At 45.3% G+C, this 15699-nt stretch carries 19 protein-coding genes; 10 read left to right on the top strand and 9 right to left on the bottom strand.

The genetic code is table 11. The features are described 5' to 3' along the window. Nucleotides 1-57 precede the first annotated feature (57 nt). Nucleotides 58-1284 (top strand): protein kinase domain-containing protein, encoded by a 1227-nt coding sequence (locus RIE73_RS06245; RefSeq protein WP_446400367.1) that lies wholly within the window; start codon nt 58-60, stop codon nt 1282-1284. 47 nt (nt 1285-1331) lie between these two features. On the opposite strand, the gene RIE73_RS06240 is transcribed toward RIE73_RS06245, so the two are convergent. Beyond that, nucleotides 1332-1550 carry a DUF4327 family protein gene (locus tag RIE73_RS06240; RefSeq protein WP_446343381.1) on the bottom strand — a complete coding sequence of 73 codons (219 nt, stop codon included), beginning with the start codon at nt 1548-1550 and terminating at the stop codon, nt 1332-1334. Nucleotides 1551-1879: 329 nt separating this feature from the next. After that, nucleotides 1880-3592: a citramalate synthase gene (cimA, locus tag RIE73_RS06235; RefSeq protein ID WP_446400366.1), complete on the bottom strand. Its 1713-nt coding sequence runs from the start codon at nt 3590-3592 to the stop codon at nt 1880-1882. Nucleotides 3593-3672: 80 nt separating this feature from the next. Here cimA and RIE73_RS06230 point away from each other — a divergent pair, with 80 nt between their 5' ends. Beyond that, nucleotides 3673-4014 carry a 2Fe-2S iron-sulfur cluster-binding protein gene (locus RIE73_RS06230; protein ID WP_446400365.1) on the top strand — a complete coding sequence of 114 codons (342 nt, stop codon included), beginning with the start codon at nt 3673-3675 and terminating at the stop codon, nt 4012-4014. Nucleotides 4015-4491: 477 nt separating this feature from the next. On the opposite strand, the gene RIE73_RS06225 is transcribed toward RIE73_RS06230, so the two are convergent. After that, nucleotides 4492-4632 (bottom strand): hypothetical protein, encoded by a 141-nt coding sequence (locus tag RIE73_RS06225; protein WP_446397599.1) that lies wholly within the window; start codon nt 4630-4632, stop codon nt 4492-4494. Beyond that, a complete protein-coding gene (locus tag RIE73_RS06220; RefSeq protein ID WP_446400364.1) occupies nt 4629-4910 on the bottom strand; it encodes a DUF433 domain-containing protein in 282 nt (93 codons plus the stop codon). Before RIE73_RS06220 ends, RIE73_RS06225 begins: the two co-directional genes overlap by 4 nt. Before the next feature lie 267 nt (nt 4911-5177). Here RIE73_RS06220 and RIE73_RS06215 point away from each other — a divergent pair, with 267 nt between their 5' ends. The 3 genes from RIE73_RS06215 to RIE73_RS06205 all read left to right on the top strand — a co-directional run bounded on the left by RIE73_RS06215 (nt 5178) and on the right by RIE73_RS06205 (nt 8057). Then, entirely contained in the window at nt 5178-5774 is a 597-nt protein-coding gene (locus RIE73_RS06215; RefSeq protein WP_446400363.1) for a hypothetical protein, read from the top strand. 244 nt (nt 5775-6018) lie between these two features. Beyond that, on the top strand, nt 6019-7227 hold the full coding sequence (locus tag RIE73_RS06210; protein WP_446397602.1) for a hypothetical protein: 1209 nt from the start codon (nt 6019-6021) through the stop codon (nt 7225-7227). A gap of 23 nt (nt 7228-7250) precedes the next feature. After that, a complete protein-coding gene (locus RIE73_RS06205) occupies nt 7251-8057 on the top strand; it encodes an ABC transporter ATP-binding protein (RefSeq protein ID WP_446397603.1) in 807 nt (268 codons plus the stop codon). A 210-nt stretch (nt 8058-8267) separates the two neighbouring features. Here the strand turns inward: RIE73_RS06205 and RIE73_RS06200 are convergent, their stop codons facing one another. Beyond that, nucleotides 8268-9053, bottom strand: coding sequence for a response regulator transcription factor (locus RIE73_RS06200; RefSeq protein WP_446397604.1), 786 nt, complete (start codon nt 9051-9053; stop codon nt 8268-8270). Between the two features lie 76 nt (nt 9054-9129). On the opposite strand from RIE73_RS06200, the gene RIE73_RS06195 reads away from it, so the two are divergent. The 3 genes from RIE73_RS06195 to RIE73_RS06185 all read left to right on the top strand — a co-directional run bounded on the left by RIE73_RS06195 (nt 9130) and on the right by RIE73_RS06185 (nt 10779). Continuing rightward, nucleotides 9130-9255 carry a hypothetical protein gene (locus RIE73_RS06195; protein WP_446400362.1) on the top strand — a complete coding sequence of 42 codons (126 nt, stop codon included), beginning with the start codon at nt 9130-9132 and terminating at the stop codon, nt 9253-9255. A 92-nt stretch (nt 9256-9347) separates the two neighbouring features. Continuing rightward, nucleotides 9348-9758: a DUF2294 domain-containing protein gene (locus tag RIE73_RS06190; RefSeq protein WP_446400361.1), complete on the top strand. Its 411-nt coding sequence runs from the start codon at nt 9348-9350 to the stop codon at nt 9756-9758. A 175-nt stretch (nt 9759-9933) separates the two neighbouring features. Continuing rightward, nucleotides 9934-10779: a transglutaminase-like domain-containing protein gene (locus RIE73_RS06185; protein ID WP_446400360.1), complete on the top strand. Its 846-nt coding sequence runs from the start codon at nt 9934-9936 to the stop codon at nt 10777-10779. A gap of 6 nt (nt 10780-10785) precedes the next feature. Here RIE73_RS06185 and RIE73_RS06180 read toward each other — a convergent pair whose 3' ends face one another. The 3 genes from RIE73_RS06180 to RIE73_RS06170 form a co-directional block, all read right to left on the bottom strand. Further along, a complete protein-coding gene (locus RIE73_RS06180) occupies nt 10786-11283 on the bottom strand; it encodes a GNAT family N-acetyltransferase (RefSeq protein WP_446400359.1) in 498 nt (165 codons plus the stop codon). A gap of 24 nt (nt 11284-11307) precedes the next feature. Further along, on the bottom strand, nt 11308-11598 hold the full coding sequence (locus RIE73_RS06175) for a type II toxin-antitoxin system TacA family antitoxin (protein ID WP_006100934.1): 291 nt from the start codon (nt 11596-11598) through the stop codon (nt 11308-11310). Between the two features lie 213 nt (nt 11599-11811). Then, nucleotides 11812-13593 carry a PhnE/PtxC family ABC transporter permease gene (locus RIE73_RS06170; RefSeq protein WP_446400358.1) on the bottom strand — a complete coding sequence of 594 codons (1782 nt, stop codon included), beginning with the start codon at nt 13591-13593 and terminating at the stop codon, nt 11812-11814. Between the two features lie 357 nt (nt 13594-13950). Here RIE73_RS06170 and RIE73_RS06165 point away from each other — a divergent pair, with 357 nt between their 5' ends. Both RIE73_RS06165 and RIE73_RS06160 read left to right on the top strand, forming a co-directional pair. Beyond that, the gene (locus RIE73_RS06165; protein WP_446400357.1) at nt 13951-14376 is read left to right on the top strand and encodes a hypothetical protein; all 426 of its coding nucleotides are present in this window, start codon (nt 13951-13953) and stop codon (nt 14374-14376) included. A 228-nt stretch (nt 14377-14604) separates the two neighbouring features. Then, complete coding sequence (locus RIE73_RS06160; RefSeq protein ID WP_446400356.1) at nt 14605-14796, top strand: chlorophyll a/b-binding protein; 192 nt, start codon at nt 14605-14607, stop codon at nt 14794-14796. A 148-nt stretch (nt 14797-14944) separates the two neighbouring features. On the opposite strand, the gene RIE73_RS06155 is transcribed toward RIE73_RS06160, so the two are convergent. Further along, a complete protein-coding gene (locus RIE73_RS06155) occupies nt 14945-15676 on the bottom strand; it encodes a DUF429 domain-containing protein (RefSeq protein ID WP_446400395.1) in 732 nt (243 codons plus the stop codon). Between the last annotated feature and the right edge of the window lie 23 nt (nt 15677-15699).

Raw genomic sequence — 15699 nt, 5'->3', positions numbered from 1 at the left:
ACTCCCGCCAATACATTGAAACAAGCCCTGTGAGTTAAGGACAAAAAACTGAGGACTATGGTCACACTGACCCTTCTACATCCGCAGGCATCCACTCCATTACAACAGTGGAAATTCCACAACCAGTCTACAATTCGTATTGGTCGATCGCCAGATAACGACGTGATTCTCAACAATCCGTTAGTGTCTCGGCATCACCTAGAACTGAGAGTCGCCTCCGTCCAATCTGGGCATAAATGGCAGTTGGTTAATCAGGGAACTAACGGCACGTTTCTGAATGGAGTGCTGGTATCACGGGAGATGCTCCCCAATCAAGCCCTGATTCGGCTGGCTCGAGAAGGACCGATGCTCAAATTTGAACTTAACTCGATTTCTCAGCCTAGTTCTGGCTTAGTCTCTCCCACGCCTAAATCTAAACCGTCTTGCACTCACCTGGGCAATCCTCCCGGTAATTTATTTTGTATTCACTGTGGTCAACCTTTAGTCCCTGTACAACGAGTTATCCGCCACTATCAAGTGTTACGCACCTTGGGACAGGGAGGAATGGGGACAACCTATCTCGCCTGGGATAATACAGGCAAAATCGAGGGACACCCAACATTACTCGTCCTCAAAGAAATGAATGCGGATGTGGCACAAATTGCCAAAGCCCAAGAACTGTTTGAGCGAGAGGCGCGTGCCTTACAAGCCCTGCATCATCCGGGAATTCCTCAGTATTATGACTTTTTTGTCGAAGGGGGTAAAAAATATTTGGCAATGGCGCTGATCCACGGACAAGATTTGGAGCAACGGATTTTGATGGCTGGACCGGTTACTCCCGATCAAGCCATTGAGTGGATGATTCAAACTTGTGATGTTCTAGATTACATCCATTCGAGTGATCCGCCCTTAATTCACCGGGATATTAAACCCGCGAATCTGATGGTGCGTCATCGAGACAATAGCATTGTTGTGCTTGACTTTGGCGCAGTGAAGGAGATCGGGACAATGCCAGGAACTCGAATTGGTGCTGAAGGATATAGCGCCCCGGAACAAGACCGAGGGACTCCAGTCACTCAATCCGATCTCTATGCCATTGGTCCGACCCTGATTTTTCTGTTAACGGGGACGACTCCGCTTAAATTTTATCGCCGCCGTAGTTTGGGCTATGGATTTGATTTGTCTAAAGTTCCCACGATCACTCCCCCGTTACGGGACGTAATCGACCGGGTATGCCAACTCAAAGTATGCGATCGCTACCAAACGGCGAAGGAGCTTGCCAACGCCTTAGCCGCTTGTCGCTAGAACATTAGCTGGCGCGATCGCTTCGCGATTAACGGTTGTCAGGACATCTATTCTTCATCCCATGCTTCCACGGCGAGTAAGTCACCAATTGGATCTTGCATGGTGAAGCCAAATTCGATGAGTTCTTTTTTCCAGAACGACCAGTCGTCGCCATAAAGCAGGGCGATTTTCCATATACTGTCGCTGGGTTTGATTATCTTGGATTCCACGAGTGAACGCACCTGACGCTGCATCTTCACCATGGGGTGAGTAACTTGCTGAGTCATACTCTCAATTTTCTCGAAATAACTTTTGCAAATGCTTGGATCAAAAAAACGCTTCCTGTTATTTATTTTTGCCGGTTCGTAGAGTTGGCTCTCGGCAAGGAAGCATTACTATACATTTGTAACTCATCCGAGGACTTTACGCAACCCCTTTTTGAAAAATGTACGGGAATCACTACCAGGGAATAGGGAATGGGGAATAGGGAATAGGGAATGGGAACAGCAGCCGAGGGATAAAGGGGGTGACAACGGCGGATTTGGTGTCACGTTCAGTCCAAAGCTATTGGTCGGGACACGATATATCGTACCCCTACCTTAAATTCTCCTATGATTCAGACGTTCTGTTCAACGGCTGTCTTCACGGCAGATTGTAATAACAGACCGTATTCAATCCCCTCAACCACCGCCTGATAAGACGCTTCCAGGATATTGGCGGAAACCCCCACAGTCGTCCAGCGCTGCTTGCCATTACTGGATTCTACTAGCACACGAGTTTTTGCTGATGTGCCAGCCGCACCATCCAGAATCCGCACTTTGTAGTCGGTCAGGTAAAAGGTTCCTATCTCTGGATAAAATCGCACCAAGGCTTTCCGTAACGCGGCATCCAGTGCTGATACAGGACCATTGCCTTCAGCCACTTCTAAAATATCCTCACCATTAACCGTAACCTTAATTGTCGCCATCGCATTACTGTAAGGCGTGTCGATACCTTGAAGCATGTCACTGTGAACCTGAAACCCTTTCAGTTCAAAGTGCTGCTGCTTCTGCCCCAGGGCGTCTCGCATCAGTAAGTCAAAACTGGCTTCGGCGGCTTCAAATTGATAGCCCTCATTTTCCAATTCTTTTAGGCGTCCCAAGATTTGGCGACAGGCGGCGTCTTGTTTGTGCAGTTCATGTCCAAAACTCTTGGCTTTTGCCAAAACGTTACTGAGTCCAGATTGGTCAGAAATCACAATCCGGCGCTGATTCCCCACCTGTTGGGGTGGAATATGTTCGTAGGTGAGTGGATTTCGTTCCACGGCGGAAACGTGAATCCCCCCTTTATGGGCAAATGCTGACCGACCTACAAATGCAGCATGGTCATCAGGCGCTAAATTAACGATTTCACTAATGGAACGACTGACTTGAGTCAATGTGGCTAATTGTTCCTCTTGCATACAGTGATACCCTAGCTTGAGCTGTAAGTTAGGAATCAAGGAACACAGATTCGCATTACCACAGCGTTCACCATAGCCGTTCATCGTTCCCTGAACCATACAGACGCCTTCCACTACACTCATCAACGCATTCGCCACGGCGGTATCGGAGTCATTGTGGGTGTGAATGCCCAATCGAGGCGAATGTAGAGACGCGCACGCGCCATGGCGCGTCTCATCTGGTTCTGTTGTTGGTGATAACGTTGGTTCAAAACCCGCCCTGCCTTGGTTTTCAGGGTTGAGTTCTAAACGTTCGATGACATCTCGGACGATTTGACCTATTTCATGGGGTAGAGTCCCGCCATTGGTGTCGCAAAAGACTAACCATTCTGCCCCCGCATCCATAGCAGTTTTCAGGGTTTTCAGGGCGTAATCTGGGTTATTTTTATAGCCATCAAACCAATGTTCGGCATCATAAATCACTCGCCGCCCTTGACTGCGAAGGTATTCTATAGTATCGCGAATCATTGCCAGGTTTTCGTCAAGGGTAGTACCTAACCCTTCAGTGACATGCAGATCCCAAGACTTACCAAAGATAGTCACCCAATGTGTCCCTGCTGCCAAAATTGCTTGTAGCATCGGATCATCAGCCGCCGTTTTATGAGGGCGTCGCGTTGAGCAAAAAGCGACAATTTCTGCTTGGGTTAGGGGTTCTTCTTTGAGTCGCCAGAAAAATTGCACGTCTTTGGGATTCGCACCGGGCCAACCGCCTTCGATGAAGGGAATCCCTAATTGGTCGAGTTGTCGGGCGATGCGGAGTTTGTCTTCGATGGACAAGGAGAGTCCTTCACGCTGGGAACCGTCGCGCAGCGTTGTGTCGTAAATCCAGATGGGGGTTTGGGAAGTCATAAGCGAGGATAGTTGTGTAAATTGTCAAGAAATGTAAACTAGAAAAAGTAAGGGTGTAGTCACTACGATATAAATCATCAATGCCTAAAGTAACAGCTCAAGGGAAAACGTTTTCATGTGACCCAGGCAGTAATTTACGCAAAGTTTTGCTGGAGCATAGTGTCGCGCTTTACAACGGCAATGCCAAAATTATCAACTGCATGGGGATTGGTAGTTGTGGCACTTGTGCGGTTCAGGTAGAAGGGGAGGTTTCAGAAGCGAACTGGAAGGATAAAGCAAGACGTTCTCTGCCGCCCCATTCTCCCACAGCTAATCGTCGTTTAGCCTGTCAGACTAAGGTTTTGGGTGACGTGCGGGTGACGAAATATGACGGCTTTTGGGGACAAGGGGAGGATGTTGTTTGGACACCGGAAGGGAGATAGGGGAGCTGGGGGAGCTGGGGGAGCTGGGGAAGCTGGGGAAGAAAAAATTAACTTAGAACTTATCCGAGCCGTCTTGGGAGAAGTTGGATGTACTACATCGAGTTGAAAAACGCTGTAGGGGCGCAAGGCTTGCGCCCCCACCCTTTTCCCTCATGCTTATGAGAAACGCAATAACTGAGACAAAGAGTAAAAATGAATTCCGAATCTGAAAATCATTCCCTCCAGGCACTTAATTCTCTATTAAATAGATATTCTGAGCCGGAAAAAGTTACACAAGTCTTAAACATTGGCTATAGAATTATTGATTTGGTCATGCCAGTAGCAAATCGTTTGGACGTTACTATGAAAAATACATTAACCAATATATGCCAGATATGCCAAGATCATACAATAACAAGGTAGAAATGCTGGTTGATTTAGCTTGTGCATTTTGGCAAGAAAGACAACTTTAAACTTATGTCATCAAACATTAAAAATCTATCTATGTTCAGCATCTGTTCTACCGAGTTGTCCTGCTTGTTGGGCTGTTGTTGCCTGGAAACCACTAGATTGCAAAAGACTGGCGACCAATACGTCAACATCTTCGTCCAAATAAACATGAATAAAAATATCAGTCATAGGTTCCGAACTCGTGGATCAATTAGTTCGTCTGGAATACGGTTGCGCTCAATGTATTCATTGATTTCTGCCTGATAATCCAGATAATAGCTGAGTGCATCAAATACCTGTGATAGCGTAAGATGCGGCAACCGCTGAGGAATTTCCTCCGGCGAAACTCCGATACGCCACATTTCCACTATTGCCCTGACTGGTGTGCGGGTGCCTTTGATAATGGGTTCGCTATTGAGTATTTCGTCATTTCTGACAATGTGACAATGATCTGTTAACCTTACCATTAATGATTACTCCGTGAAGGGTAAACCTCAGATCAATTTTAGCTTGACAATGCTTTCTGAGGGTAAATTCATGGGAATCATTGTAGTGCGAGCATCTTGCTCGCTACCCATTCCCAATTTAAATGCATGACCGCTTAATTTACGTAAAGTCTTGCTGGAGCATAGTGTCGCACTTTAAAATGGTACAATAACAAGCTAAAAAGGCTAGTTGATTTAGCTGGTGTGTGAAATTTGGAAAAAAATATTTTTATAGGCACGTTTAAGTCTATGTCATCAAACATTGAAACTCTATCAAAATCAGAACAAGACGTTCAATCTAGTCCTTCTACGTTTCGCCTTTCTCCCTTAATTCGGATTACTCTTTTGAGTCTATACGTGGCGCTAACGGTACCTCTACCCTTTTTAGCTCAAGTGTCTGATGCTCCCGTACCGCCAGCATTGCTGTGGGGAGGAATTGGCTTGGGGTTATTAGCGCTGTATGGGGCGTTGAGTGAACGAGTCATTGTGGATAATGAGAAAATTCAGGTGACTTATCCTAAATGGGTTCCTCGTTTTTTCCGTAAAGGTTGGGAGTTACATTGGACAGATGTTAAAGATTTAAAAATGCGGACGACGGGACAAGGGGGATTGGTTTACTATTTTGTAAGCCAGTCATCGGAGCAGGCGTATTTACTACCGATGCGTGTGGTGGGTTTTGCTCGGTTAGTTAAGTTGGTGGAAACGTATACAGGTATTGATACTACCGATATCCGTCCATTGGCACAACCCTGGATGTATCTCATTTTGTTAGGATTGACGCTGTTGCTATTACTCGTCGATGGTTGGACAATTTGGACGGTTTTTAGTCAAGGTTTGATCGCTTGAAATTTTCAACCAATCCGACGGTTCGAGGGACGTGATACATTTAAGTGCAGTAGACTTTATCGGTTTTATGGGCGCACGTCGGTTATTGGTGTAAACTTAAGCAAAAATTTGCAATACCTTGATTTTACCCCACCCTAACCCTCCCCTTGTCAAGGGGAGGGAACTGGAATAGGTTTAAGTTGACACGAATCATATCGATGCCCCCTAAAAATACTAATCTATCAGTTTTTTAGTCTAATATAAAATGAATTCAACTCAAGACTATATGCATAATTTTGCTATAAAAAAGCAAAAAATTATGGAGTTGGTTAATGCATTAATTAATAAACAGAAAAGTGTTGATGGATCGTCAAAATCTCGCCAAAAGATTCTTGACGAGATTTCTAATATTTTAGTTTTTATTCAACGGATTGAAAGACTAAGTATAAAAAAGAAGCAAATTGACCGAGGACATGAACCCAGAGTTCTAGAACTTACCAGTATCGTTGAAGTTTTGATTCCAGCGATTCAATCGGTTGTGGATGACAAAGCGGGTATTTCTCTGGTCAAACAGACCCGAATTAGGCTGTTGCGATCGCTCCGCCGACACGAACCATTTTTCCTCATCCTTAGACGCTCGATTCTTAATAGTTTTATCGATATTTACTATTTGGATTCAGTCCCGACCAAAGTCATTATTGGACTATGCTTTCCCTTTTCGTTGGCAGGGATTATTGCGCTAATTTCTTCCGTTTATTTTTTGAATTATGAAACTCAAATTTCAGAACTATCCCAAGTTAGTGAATCTTTAGAGAAAATCAGTAATGAACGTGAAGAAATAAAACAAAGTTTAGCAGGTATGGAGACACCACAAAGAAGGTTAAGTTCATTAGGTGCGGACAGCCGTCCAGCTCCGATGGAAGAAAGAATCCGCGAGATTGAATCAACGTTGACATCCCTTGAGAATCAGGTCAAGGAAGAACTTCAATTAATGCAAGCAGAAAATCAATCCGCTAAACAATTAACTATCACCTTGCCTTTTGGTTTGGAAACGATTTCTTTATCGCCAGAAGATTCTCAAATTATTTTCCGAGTTTTTGTGGTTGGCGCATCGGGAGCGTTGGGAAGTGTAGTCAGTATTTTAATTCGACTGAAGGAGTTTGATGTAGAGTTTCGAGAAATCCTCGATCCAGTTATTCCCTTTTTAATCGGGGCGTTTAAGCCAATTATTGGGGCATCATTTGGTGTTTTTATGTACACCCTAATTAGTTCTGGACTGATTCCCCTGGATACGAACCCAACAGAGGCTACGGGTAGAAAAGAAGAATTATTTTATTTTGCGATCGCGTTTACCGTGGGATTTAGTGAACGGTTAGCCAAAGATGTGATTGCCCGGGCGGAAACGACGGTAAAACTGGGAAACGTTAAAGAAATCCGAGAAATAAGAGAAATAGAGGAATCAGGAGAACAGTAAGTAACCATGAACAGTAAGTAACCATGAACTCGCCCACGGTATCTGATGATTCATTATCCCCGGCGCTGGCTCAACTCCAACTCAAACAAGTGAGTTTGGTTACATCAGCCAAAGGCGCGATTCCAGCGACGCCTATTCTCAGCGATATTTCCTTTGACGTGGCTAGAGGCGATCGCATAACCTTAATTGGTCCATCGGGTGCGGGAAAAAGTTCACTGCTGCGGCTGTTGAACCGATTGAGTGATCCCACCAGCGGTACGATTTATCTGGATAATCAAGGGATTCACACCATTCCCGTGTTGCAGTTACGACGGCAAATTATGCTGGTTTCCCAAGAACCCAAGCTACTCGGAATGACAGTACGGGAGGCGATGGCTTATCCGTTGGTGTTACAGCAGCTAGGAAAATCCGCGATCGCCCAACGGATTGAAACCTATCGGGAACGGTTGCACATCCCCAATGATTGGCTCGAACGCACCGAATTACAACTTTCCGTCGGACAACGACAACTGGTGGCGATCGCACGGGCTTTAGTTTGTCAACCCAAAATTATCTTACTGGATGAACCGACATCCGCCCTTGATGTGGGGACAGCTTCTCATGTTTTGGGTGTCTTGGCTGACATGGTGAAGCAGGATCAGATTACGGTTTTAATGGTCAATCATCAGTTAGACATGGCTCAACTGTTCTGTAATCGAGTATTGTATCTACAAACAGGTCAACTAAGGCAAGATAAATCCGCGACTAATTTGGACTGGAACCTGTTACGAGAATCCCTAGTTCAAGCCAAAGCACAAGCGACTGAAGACTGGGAAGAAGAAGAGTTTTGACCCTTCGCTTCCCTCAAGAGAACCCAATACCGCTCGGTTAAGAGGAGCAGAGGAAGCAAGGGAACCTGGTTTGTCGGGGCGGGTTTAGGGACTTTCTGATCGCGATTGATGGTAACGTTTGTACAAAACCCGCCCTGACTAAATTGTGCAGTGAACCTCCTTGTCGCTATATACCTGTTATCAACCTTTGCTCCTCTCCATCCCAGAACACTATTGTCGCCCAGCGGTACTCGCGGCTGCGGGTGCGACACGGGAGTGAGACGCCGGATAATGATTATTGGCTTCTCCTCCAGTTGATTGGCTGCGTTCCAGCATTTCTGGATTAAATCGATAACCCACATTCCGCACCGTTTGAATTAAACTCGGTTGTCGGGGATCAGTTTCGATTTTTTTCCGCAACGAGAGGACATGGGTATCAATAGTGCGGGGATTGTCAATCGCATCGGGCCACGCTCGACGGAGTAACTCAGAACGACTTAATGGTAATCCTTCCGCTTGGGTTAAGACGTAGAGTAAACTAAACTCCTGAGGCGTTAAATCAACAAACTCCCCTTTGTAACATACCCGGCGCTGGACTAAATCAATTTTGAGATCACCATATTCCAGCGTCATTGGCACAGCCGTGGTTTGGATGCGGCGAATCAGCGCCTCAACTCTTGCCAGAAACTCCTGCATCCCAAAGGGTTTAGTTAGATAATCATCGGCACCCGCTTTTAACCCTTGGACGATATCGACCTCGTGATTACGGGCAGACAACATAAATATTAATGATTGTCGCTGCTGATGAATCCAGCGGCAAAACTCTACTCCGTCACCATCAGGTAAGTCAGAGTCTAGAACCACAAGAGTGGGTTGGCGATTGTAGAACGTTTCTCTGGCTTGATAGAGGCTGGCAGATTGATAAACCCAATAGCCAGCTTGCTGTAAGTGCCAACCTAGCAGCGATCGCAAATGGGGATTCCCCTCGATAATCTGAATACAAACCGATGCTCCCACGGCATTTTGTTTCCTTTTTCGGCATTGTTGCTTAGGTTAACAAAGCTAATGTCAAGATTTTGTAACAACTGTTACTGTGATGGCTGAGGGGGCGGGGTGTCGGGTGTCGGGTATGGGGTGTCGGGTGTCGGGTGTCGGGTGTGGGGAAATTTTGCTTTCAACTTCAGTTAACACCAACGCTTACCTGCTGCTTCAGGTGTGACATTTTGTGATACGCTTAATTTCCAAGCATGCATCTGAGCCAATCTATTGCTATCATCCTCTGCGTTACCTCTGTATATTAATATTATGTCTATGTCAAAAAAAGCTCTTCCGACCCGGGGACAGTTGGAACGCCGCCTCTCTCAAGGAATACAATCACTCTACCGTGAGCAACTTGGACATCAACCGGGCAAAATAACAACCAGTATTCAAGGTGATAGAGTTACGCTAATTCTGGAAGATGCTGTAACTCAGCCGGAGCAGTTACTTGCTAACCAGGGAGACAAAGACCTAACGGAGAAGGTGCGCTCAGATTTAGATGCTGCCATCAAGCCTCAATTGAGAGAGCGAATCCAGAAAATTTTGGGAGTAGAGGTGGTTGATTTGCTTAGTGATACCACTCTAGAAACTAAAAGGGAGGGAATCATCGCTGTACTAGCTGAGACTCCTCAATTTCGCTGTTCGGGTTCAGCCGCACAACAGCCAACTCATCAAGCTTCTTAAGAAGTCAGTGATTGTCATTTGTCATTTTTTCCATAAAACCTCTATTTATTAGGATTATTAGAATCTAGATAGTTAATTATAAAAATGTACGTTGACAACAATTAATATAAATAAATGCCAAATTATGGCAAGTTTATTCTAGAAAAGCTTACGACAATCCTTATTGAGATGAATTATGAAATTTAAACTGGGCTGTCAATTAAATTATAGTATTGCAGCAAGCAGCACTTTTATTTTTAATCTCAGCGTTGTTGAGAAAAAACATCAAAAAATCCTGCAAGAAAGCTTGCAAATTGAACCATCATTGGATTATGAGGAGTATGTTTCTCCTCGGATGGAAAACCGATATCTACGATTCTATGTACCCCAAGGTGACTTACAGGTGTCCTATCAAGCAACTGTGGATTTATATTATCGGGATGAAGACCCCAGTTCGATTCCAGAAAATCCTCCGGATAAGTTACCGTTAGAAACGTTACATTACCTCTACCCATCGCGTTACTGTGAGTCAGATCGGCTGATGCGTCTGGCACAGAATGAGTTTGGGAATTTGATTCCTGACTATTCCCGCGTCACGGCTATCTGTAACTGGATTTACGATAACGTCACCTATTTATCAGGTAGCACCAATCAACATACCTCGGCTTATGATACAGCGACAGAACGAGCAGGGGTTTGTCGAGATTTTGCCCATTTGGGAATTGCGTTTTGTCGGGCGTTGAATATTCCGGCTCGATTTGTGACGGGATATGCTTATAATTTAGAACCCCAAGATTTTCATGCCTATTTTGAGGCATATTTAGGCGATCGCTGGTATTTATTTGACGCCAGCCGACTCGCCCCCTGTAATGGGTTAATTCGCATTGGTATTGGGCGCGATGCGGCTGATGTCGCGTTTGCCACTATTTTTGGTGATGTTCAGATGAACTATAAGGATGTGTTTGTCGAAGCGGTTCCGGATCAAGATGGAAAAACGCCTGAACTCCCCGACTATACCAATCGTGCAATCGCGTTAATATAATACATTTCAAATAAGATTCTTTTTTATGTCAGAAAGTTTTACCATGACCGTTAAAGGATGAATTGGAGAAGGCATAAAGCCGCAACGTTCCACGTAAAAATTTTTCACATTCTCGTTAAGGGCATGAATTAGAATCGCTCTAATCCCTAGTATCTCTGATGCTTGTAGAGTACGCTTTACGGCATCTTTGATCATTCCCATACCAATTCCCTTTCCTTGATGACGAATATCAACAGCCAGTCTACCCATTACTACGACTGGGATGGGATCGGGCATATTTCTTTTGATTTTGCCTGGAGATTCAATATGGGAAACCTGACCATTAGCTAGACAGTAGTATCCTACTACTTTGTTTTCCCAGCAGACTACATAAGTGCGTGATGAACCAAGGGGTTCATTGTTAAGAGCGCGTGTTTTTAACCATTGATTTAAGCTTGTCTCGCCACAATCAAATGACTCTAGATCATGGGTTGGTTGAATATGTTCCGGTGGGGTATACTTCATAAGGTAATTACCACAGAATAATAATTATTCCCAAGGAGATTTTACCTGAAGCAATTGATGTAACTTTTCGTTTTTCTCTGGTGGCATATCAAGAGCTTGATTAAAAGCCTTCCACTGGTCATCATTAAGGCGGAACAATCTCCAATCTAGCAATGCCTCTTCTGCGGCTCGATAGGCTGCGTCTAACATAAAAGCACTCCGAGTCTTGCCACAAACAGATGCCGCTGTATCTATGAGATCAAGCTGATTGGGTTCAACTCTCATATTGACGACAAGGGAGCGCTTGTCTTTATTGGTTTTATCAAGAAACGCCATAGTTGCTCTTACTTTATAGTTTGATGATGTTAGCTATGTGTGTACATTGTATATACAAAAAGCATGATAGTCAACGACTATAGCACTATTATGGAGATGCGTTAGGATATCAGTTGCTCCCAAAGAATGTCCCAACCTGAATGGTACTGACTGGTATGCTGGTGAGCAATGCCCACCCTAGGGAATATCAAGGATTTCGGCGATCCAACAAGTTCATCGCAATGATCGCCGACTAATTCCACTCACCCAATCCACGAGAATTGTCAGCATAATTAAACAGGCGATAGTGGTAACAATACCAGGCGCGTCAAAACTACTCAATTGTTCACTCAATAACCGCCCTAACCCACCCGCCCCCACTAATCCCACAATTACTGTTTCTCGGATACAAACTTCCCAACGGTACAGACTATATGCCAGAAAACGGGGTAATGTCATCGGTAGCACCCCATATAAAAACACCAACGCAGCGGGGGTTCCCTGAGCTTTTAAGGCTTGTAACGGAGGTTGGGGGAGATTTTCCGTCACTTCTGCCATCAGCCGCCCTAAAATCCCCAAATTGTGCAACCCCAACGCGATCGCACCCGGTAAAATACCCGGAAACAAGATAAACAGCGCCACCAACGCCCAAATTGGTGCGGGAATTGCCCGATACACCAGTAAAATCGCCCGGGTGAGTAAAAAGGGAATCCATACCCAAATCGTCTCGCCTCGCCCTCTTCCGTGACGACTCGGATTGAGTAATCCTCCAGGTAGGAAAAAATTACGAGTCGCCGGAAATGAGAGTAAAATGCCACCCATACCCGCCAGTGCGATCGCCAGAATGGACATGGATAGGGTTTGGGTTGATAATCGGACTAATTCTGGCAATTGTTCCCAACTGATATCCGGTGGAAAGGATACGGTTATCGCATCCACCAATAATTTCCCAGTGCGGGGTGACCAAAGTTGAGTAAAGTCAGGATGGACATACCAAAAGCAAAAGGGGATGAGTAGCGCCCCGCCGATACCCGCCAGAGTGATCAACGGATCACGCTGATATAATTTCCTTTGAGACGTAGAACCATGATTAGCATTTAAATCCAGCCGACTGCTACAGCCTAAGCGATCGCGTAACCAGGCGCTACTGAAATCAACCATCCCATTTAAGATAAATAGGGCATAGAAAAACGTCCATAACTGTTGATAACGTAGCGACTGTAAACTCAAGAAAATCTCATATCCCAATCCCCCAGCCCCGATAATTCCCAACACCGCCGCCGAACGAATTGAACATTCAAAGCGATAAAAGGTATAGGAGAGAAGGTTTAAGAAGGCTTGGGGAATCAGCGTATAGAGAAACGCGGTTAAGGGTGCAACCCCACTATTGAGCAGCGTGATTAGCGGTTGACGGGGCGTCTCATCCAGAATTTCGGCAAACACCTTGGCTACGACTGCCCCAAAGGGAAGCGCGATCGCTAAAATGGCGACTAAGGGATCAAGTCCCCAAATATTCACAAAAAACAGTCCCCACAGCATCTCGTGAATCGCCCGGGGAACCGCCAGTAATCCCCGCAAACTCACCCAAATCTTCGACGGGTGTCTCTCGATTGCACCCGGAGAAACCGCCAACCACCACACCTCAGAGGTGAAGATTCCGCCAATGATTCCCAGCACCACACTGAGAAACGTACCACAGACGGCATAGGCTAGCGTGGTAAGTGTCGCCTCTAGGGTAAGTTGGAAAAACTCAGGGCTTAACTCTGGCTGTAGACTAGCTTGGAGAAATCGCCCCAATAAGGAAAATCCACCTGGATTCAAGATATCCTGTCCCCAGATACCCGCCTGATCGAGAGAAAGTGCGATCGCGCCGATAAATACTAATCCCCAGCCGATTTGCGGGTTGAGGATTGAGGGACGAGATAAAAGCTGACGTTTCACAGGACAATGATAGGGAAGATGGGGAAGCGGAGGGAGATAGGGGAGATCAGGGTGGGTTTGAGATAACGTTATCATAAATGGCGAAATGCAATGCCCTAAACCTACCCCTACAAACCAAGTTCCCTTCAGCGAATCAAAGGGTCAAAACTGCCGTTTTTCTGTCTTTAGGATGAAGAAAATTGTAGGGGTTTCTTGCCACTATGGGAAAGTATGCCCAGAGTCTCACCAACCACTTAGGGTTGAAACCCAAGGAACTAAAATCTCAAGTCAGCTTTAGCTGACTGAATCAGAGTTTTAGTCGTCTTGAGACGACTGGCGCTTTTAGCCAAGAAATTGAGTTCTTGGCGGATGTCGAGGCTTATTGACAAAGGTGCAAGTATCGGGTAGCTTCTGTTTCCTGTTCCCTGTTCCCTGTTGCCTTTAAAGACTATCATGCCACTATTAAACATGAAATTACACCTCCGCAAACTGCGTCAAATTCTCGCCTTGTCCTTAATCCCAATTTGCCTGATTTTTAGTTTCGCGATCGCAGACAATAATCGCGCCGCCTTAGCCACCCCTCTAACTCCAACCGCACAATTAACCCCATCCCATCCCCAATCTGAGAAATCTGTCGATTTAGACAAAGGGAGTGAACAAGCGAAAAAGGCATCAGAAAAGGCATTTGAGGGTTTAGAGACAACCAAGGAATTGATCGGCAAAACTGAGAAAAGAAAACAGGCGATCGAACAGGGACGGAAAAAGGCAAGCCAGAAATTAGACTCGATGGCTAAAAAAGCCGAAAAAGCCAAAAAATCAGAAGAATCCTTGAACCACACCGAAAAACTAACCCTTGATCGTATAACTGACGGCAAATAATCCAACGTTCACTCCGATCTGGCACTATTCTCAATAAGCAAAATTGTCGGGTGCGTTAGCCTTCGCGCAGCGTTCCCGAAGGGTAGCGTAACGCACCGCTACTCAAAACTTTGGTAACTCAGGAGAAAACCCAGCAGTATCTCACCTAAGAGGGATAACATTAGCCGCCATCAACGTTACATTTATTTACAAAGGCAATCATAGATAACTTAAACGGAGAAATAGAGTATGACTAACCAAACCAATACCCCAGCACCCGAAACCCTCACTAGTCCCGAAGAACGCAATGCTTGGAGATTTGGCTTCAGTCCCCAAGCCGAAATTTGGAATGGTCGTCTAGCCATGCTAGGCTTCATTATTGCCCTATGCGTTGAGTACTTTTCGGGTCAAGGAGTTCTGCACACATTAGGACTAATGTAAATACCTTGATGTGACCCCTCCCTAACCCTCCCTTGACAAGGGGAGGGAATTTTATTGAAGGGTATTGGTATTCCGCCGAATTTTACCTCAACAGAGGGTTGAAACTGTTGCCTCAAAAGGGGATTGTAGCTCTTTCAACTAAACAAGATTATACAGGTGCAGGGACAATAATATAACCCGTGCTGACATCACCCAATACCCAATTTCGCTCAATCCCCCAATACCACCAGTAAGCCGCAATATAGGCACAGATTAAACTATCCAGTTTATCTTCTAGTTCCTTCAGCGTCGCCCCCGTAAATCGTTCCGAAAAACTACCATTTAAACCATCAATCCCATCAAGTTTTGGTTCTAAACTCGGCAATACATCCCGAATTAAATGATAAAGTTTTAATAATTCCCCTTGACGTTCTGCCAATTTTCCTTTTTTATATTTCAGAATCCGATTTAACCCAAACAAATGAACAATCGCGGGATGGGGAAAGACCTCAATTTGGTAGCGTCCCAGGGTTTGAGGCGTTATCTGGGGGGCGTGAATAAACCCCCGTGCTTCCAAACTCAGACCAAACTCTATCGTGCGTTGAGCAAAAGGGCGTTGGCGATTGGCGGGATAACAACCCGCGTGGTAACGGTGAAAATACCGATGGCTGAGTTTATCCGGGAGACGCATTCCCGTGGCGTTGGGAATCAGCGTGGGGGCGTCTACGGCGATGAGGGCGGGTTCAGTGGCGGCTGTCCAATCATCAATCCAATTCAGGATATCAACTGTGCCTTGTTTGCGGTTTAATTCTAATAGCTGAAGCTGTCCATCTGACCAATTTAGGCAACATAAACCACTTGCGCCCGACGTCCAACCGAGGTCAATTCCGATAAATTTCATGGGATAAAGAATATTGACCCAAA

Origin of the sequence: Coleofasciculus sp. C1-SOL-03 (assembly GCF_040220555.1) — a bacterium.
In the GTDB taxonomy this organism is placed as follows: domain Bacteria; phylum Cyanobacteriota; class Cyanobacteriia; order Cyanobacteriales; family Coleofasciculaceae; genus Coleofasciculus.
Note: the sequence above shows the minus strand (reverse complement) of the source record. Positions and strands in the feature narration are given on the sequence as shown.

Coding starts and splice junctions, on each gene's coding strand:
- RIE73_RS06240 (WP_446343381.1), bottom strand. CDS start 1,550: ATGACTCAGCAAGTTACTCACCCCATGGTGAAGATGCAGCGTCAGGTG.
- RIE73_RS06175 (WP_006100934.1), bottom strand. CDS start 11,598: ATGGCGTTTCTTGATAAAACCAATAAAGACAAGCGCTCCCTTGTCGTC.
- RIE73_RS06160 (WP_446400356.1), top strand. CDS start 14,605: ATGACTAACCAAACCAATACCCCAGCACCCGAAACCCTCACTAGTCCC.
- RIE73_RS06210 (WP_446397602.1), top strand. CDS start 6,019: ATGAATTCAACTCAAGACTATATGCATAATTTTGCTATAAAAAAGCAA.
- RIE73_RS06245 (WP_446400367.1), top strand. CDS start 58: ATGGTCACACTGACCCTTCTACATCCGCAGGCATCCACTCCATTACAA.
- cimA (WP_446400366.1), bottom strand. CDS start 3,592: ATGACTTCCCAAACCCCCATCTGGATTTACGACACAACGCTGCGCGAC.
- RIE73_RS06215 (WP_446400363.1), top strand. CDS start 5,178: ATGTCATCAAACATTGAAACTCTATCAAAATCAGAACAAGACGTTCAA.
- RIE73_RS06180 (WP_446400359.1), bottom strand. CDS start 11,283: ATGAAGTATACCCCACCGGAACATATTCAACCAACCCATGATCTAGAG.
- RIE73_RS06220 (WP_446400364.1), bottom strand. CDS start 4,910: ATGGTAAGGTTAACAGATCATTGTCACATTGTCAGAAATGACGAAATA.
- RIE73_RS06155 (WP_446400395.1), bottom strand. CDS start 15,676: ATGAAATTTATCGGAATTGACCTCGGTTGGACGTCGGGCGCAAGTGGT.
- RIE73_RS06230 (WP_446400365.1), top strand. CDS start 3,673: ATGCCTAAAGTAACAGCTCAAGGGAAAACGTTTTCATGTGACCCAGGC.
- RIE73_RS06165 (WP_446400357.1), top strand. CDS start 13,951: ATGCCACTATTAAACATGAAATTACACCTCCGCAAACTGCGTCAAATT.
- RIE73_RS06185 (WP_446400360.1), top strand. CDS start 9,934: ATGAAATTTAAACTGGGCTGTCAATTAAATTATAGTATTGCAGCAAGC.
- RIE73_RS06170 (WP_446400358.1), bottom strand. CDS start 13,593: ATGATAACGTTATCTCAAACCCACCCTGATCTCCCCTATCTCCCTCCG.
- RIE73_RS06225 (WP_446397599.1), bottom strand. CDS start 4,632: ATGACTGATATTTTTATTCATGTTTATTTGGACGAAGATGTTGACGTA.
- RIE73_RS06205 (WP_446397603.1), top strand. CDS start 7,251: ATGAACTCGCCCACGGTATCTGATGATTCATTATCCCCGGCGCTGGCT.
- RIE73_RS06190 (WP_446400361.1), top strand. CDS start 9,348: ATGTCAAAAAAAGCTCTTCCGACCCGGGGACAGTTGGAACGCCGCCTC.